Source organism: Rhodococcus sp. GQ147, from assembly GCF_059759155.1.
Genome location: NZ_JCAXDU010000045.1, coordinates 1 through 3168 on the forward strand (window position 1 = coordinate 1; position 3168 = coordinate 3168).

Genomic DNA, 3168 nt, shown 5'->3' on the forward strand with positions numbered 1-3168 from the left:
TTATCCGGCCCTCGGTGCCGGATCAACCCCTGGCGGTCGACTTGAGTCAGCGGTCGAGGCGGTGGAGGTGGTCCGTCAGTGCGTCGGTGACGCGGTGGTGGCGGGCGGCTTCGTCGAGCCAACCGCGGTCGCGGGCATCGGCCTCGAGGGCCTGGATGTCGGTGCGTTGCGCCTCGAGCGCGCCGCGGAATTCCGGTCCGGTGACGAAGTTGTCGCAGGTTTCGCAGATGTTGGCGTAGGGGCAGGCGCCGGCCGATTCGTGGCGGGAGCAGTAGCCGTGAGCGACACGAGTTTTGAGCATCTCGCTGCCGAGCCAGCTGACGGCATCGGGGACGATGGGTTTGCCGACCGGAGTGAGAGTGAACCGCCGGCGCATCGTGCCCATGGCCTGGTCGTAGGCGTCGCGCAGCGTCGGCGAGGCCAAGGTGGCGTAACGCAAGGTCATCTGGGGAGTGACGTGCCCGAGCAGCGCCATCAACGCTTGCAGGCTCATCCCGGCGTTGGCGAGTTCGGTGGCCCAGGTGTGGCGTAGCTGATGCGGGGTGACGACCAACGGTGCGCCGCCGGTTCCGCGCAGTCCGCAGGACTCGACAGCGGCGAGAAGTCCGTTGCGTAGTCGGGTCTGGCCGAGACGGCGGCCATGGGCGACGAACAGGAAATCGGTCGACGCTCCGGTGCGGGGATGCGGAAGTGGGCGGCAGAGACCACGCCCGCCGGTCCACTCATCCAACGCCGTGAGGGTGGTGGCCGAGAGCGGAACCATGCGTTCGGTGGCGAGTTTGCCCAACGGAACTTTCAGCCAGGTCCCGGCCGGGCCGTAGTCGATGACGCTGCCGAGTTCGAGGTCGAGTAGTTCCCCGACTCGCAGGCCGGCTCCGCGCAGCACCGTCAATCCGATGCGAGCGAACGAATCATCCAGCTGGGACACTGCATTCATCACCGCGGCGTCGATGTCGGGCGCCAATGCCCGTGGCAGGGGCTGGTCGAGTTTGGGGACGTCGACAGCGAAGACGAGCCGGCGGGTCGGCGCCTGCTCCCACCCCCATTCGGTGAGATCGTCGAACAGGTTGCGCAGGCTCAGCACCGTCGATTGGATCACGGCTTTCGAGATGGTCCGGCCGGCGCCGGCAGCGGCGCGTTGCCCCCGCCAGGTGCGGGTGCGGTTCCAGACCAGGAACCCTTCGATGTGACTGCGATCCAGGTTCTCGAGTAAGGTGATCTCGGGGTGGTGTGTGGTGAGGTAGTCCGCGAACGGCAGCAGGTCGTTGATCAAGGATTCGACGGATTTCGGGCGCAGCACCGCAGCCCGGACGGTGACGTAACGCAACAGGGTTTCGCGGATCGCGTCGGCCATCGGAACGGTGGCGAAGCGTTGGGTGTAACTGCGGGCCCACCGCCGGCGCCGTGGTGGTGTGTCGAGGATGCGGGCCTGAAACAGCATCTGCCGCATCCCGGCGATCCGGTTGCGGTAGGCCCGGCGCGACGACGGCGGAATCGACTGTGTGGCAGCCAGTGCAGCATCGAAGTCGTCGATGGTGTCGTCGGTGATGTCGCTGACGGATCCGCCGTGCCGGGCGAGCAGCACTGCCAGGCATCCGCCCAGGACAGTCTCGATCCATTGCGGTGTCCATCCCAAAGCCAGCCCGGCGGTCCGGGCCGCGATGAACCCTTCGGGGTCGCGGTCCTCGACGGCCCGCCCGAGCCCGGTGAGGTTCTTGACGGCGGCGAACTCGAGGTCCAGTCGCAACTCGCCGCGTCCGATGAGGTGACACAGCAGTGGCCAGGCCCCGGTGCTGCGCAGTTCGGTGAGCCGGTCCGCCGCCGGTCGAGCCATCCAGTCCCGCAGGTCCGGATGCTCGGCCAGGAAAGTGGTCGCGATGCGTGTGCGAGCGCGTACCGACCTATCACCGAGATCGAGGATGGCAACATGCTCGAGGTAGCTGTTCAGCACCGCTCCCGGATCGGCCAGCGGGTCGACGGTGGCGAGTACCGGGTTGTTCATCGCCGTGTTCCGGCGAGGCTGGCGCGGGCCGCGCCGTATTCGGCGGCGAGCTGCTCGACCGACAGATGCACGTATCCGGCCGTGGTCTCCGGGGACACGTGTCCCATCAGCTCCCGCAGCACCATCAGATCAATTCCCGCAGAGGCCAGTTCGGTGCCGTAGGTGTGCCGCAGTCGGTGCGGACGCACCCGACCGGCACCGGAGAGCTCCCGGTGCCGCCGGAACAGCGACCGCAGTCCGGCCTCGGTGATCGGCGCCCCGACGGTGGGGCCTCGGAGTACTACGAAGCACTCTTGTGTCGTCAACCCCGGTGGCCGTTCGAGGCGCAGATAGGCCGATAGTTCGGTGAAGAACGCCGCATCGACCGGCACCACCCGTTCCTTGCAGCCTTTGCCGAGCACCCGCACCCGTCGTCGACCGAAGTCGACGTCCGCCAACCGCAGGGATCGCACCTCGGCGCTGCGCAGGCCTCCGAACAGCATGGCCCACACCATCGCCCGATCCCGATGGGTGCGCAGCGACGCGGTGAACTGCTCGACCGCGTCGGCGTCGAGGGATTCGGGCAGCAGTTGTGGCTGGCGCACCAGCCTGCCTCCGGCCCTGGGTCGGCCCGGTCCGAGGTGCCCGAGCAGTCCGCGCGCCTGCGGTCGCAGGCCCTGCCCGGGCCGCGGTGAGGGCACCGGATTGTCAGGGCGCATCCCGGTCATCACCAGGTACTCGAACAACGCCCGCACCGCCGCGACTCGCCGGTTGATCGTCGACGCCGCCGTGCCCCTGCCGTTCCTTTTCGCCGTGCCGGGGCGGGGTTCGCGGCGCACGTCCTGCCAGTCGATCCACTCGAACACCGTCACCGGCGTCACCGCCGCCAATCGGAGATCGTGGTCGAGCAGGAACCGGGCCAGATTGAGCACATCGAACGCATACGCCCGCACCGTCGCCGCGCTGAACCCGCGCCCGGCCAGATGTTTCAGGAACGCATTCGCCGCCGCGCATCCCTCCCACTGGCCGTCGATCGCATAGCCGTCGCTGCTGGTGCGCACCCGAACGGTCATCGCCTGCCCCTTCTCGATCGAGCCGACACCACCAGCATGCGCCCCGCATCGCCGTCGGCCTCGGACCTCACGCCGCACTCATGATCGTGTCGTGGGAGGGCCGGTTAACCGATA

At 68.2% G+C, this 3168-nt stretch carries 2 protein-coding genes; both read right to left on the reverse strand.

The annotated features are described in order from the left end of the window. Positions 1 to 46: 46 nt before the first annotated feature. Positions 47 to 2002: a tyrosine-type recombinase/integrase gene (locus AC6CID_RS24875; RefSeq protein ID WP_498354653.1), complete on the reverse strand. Its 1956-nt coding sequence runs from the start codon at positions 2000 to 2002 to the stop codon at positions 47 to 49. After that, positions 1999 to 3054, reverse strand: a complete 1056-nt coding sequence (locus AC6CID_RS24880) for a tyrosine-type recombinase/integrase (protein ID WP_498354654.1) — start codon at positions 3052 to 3054, stop codon at positions 1999 to 2001. Before AC6CID_RS24880 ends, AC6CID_RS24875 begins: the two co-directional genes overlap by 4 nt. Positions 3055 to 3168 lie beyond the last annotated feature (114 nt).

What these genes read in the sequence shown, in the direction of transcription:
- AC6CID_RS24880 (WP_498354654.1), bottom strand. Translation starts at nt 3,054, where the DNA reads ATGACCGTTCGGGTGCGCACCAGCAGCGACGGCTATGCGATCGACGGC.
- AC6CID_RS24875 (WP_498354653.1), bottom strand. Translation starts at nt 2,002, where the DNA reads ATGAACAACCCGGTACTCGCCACCGTCGACCCGCTGGCCGATCCGGGA.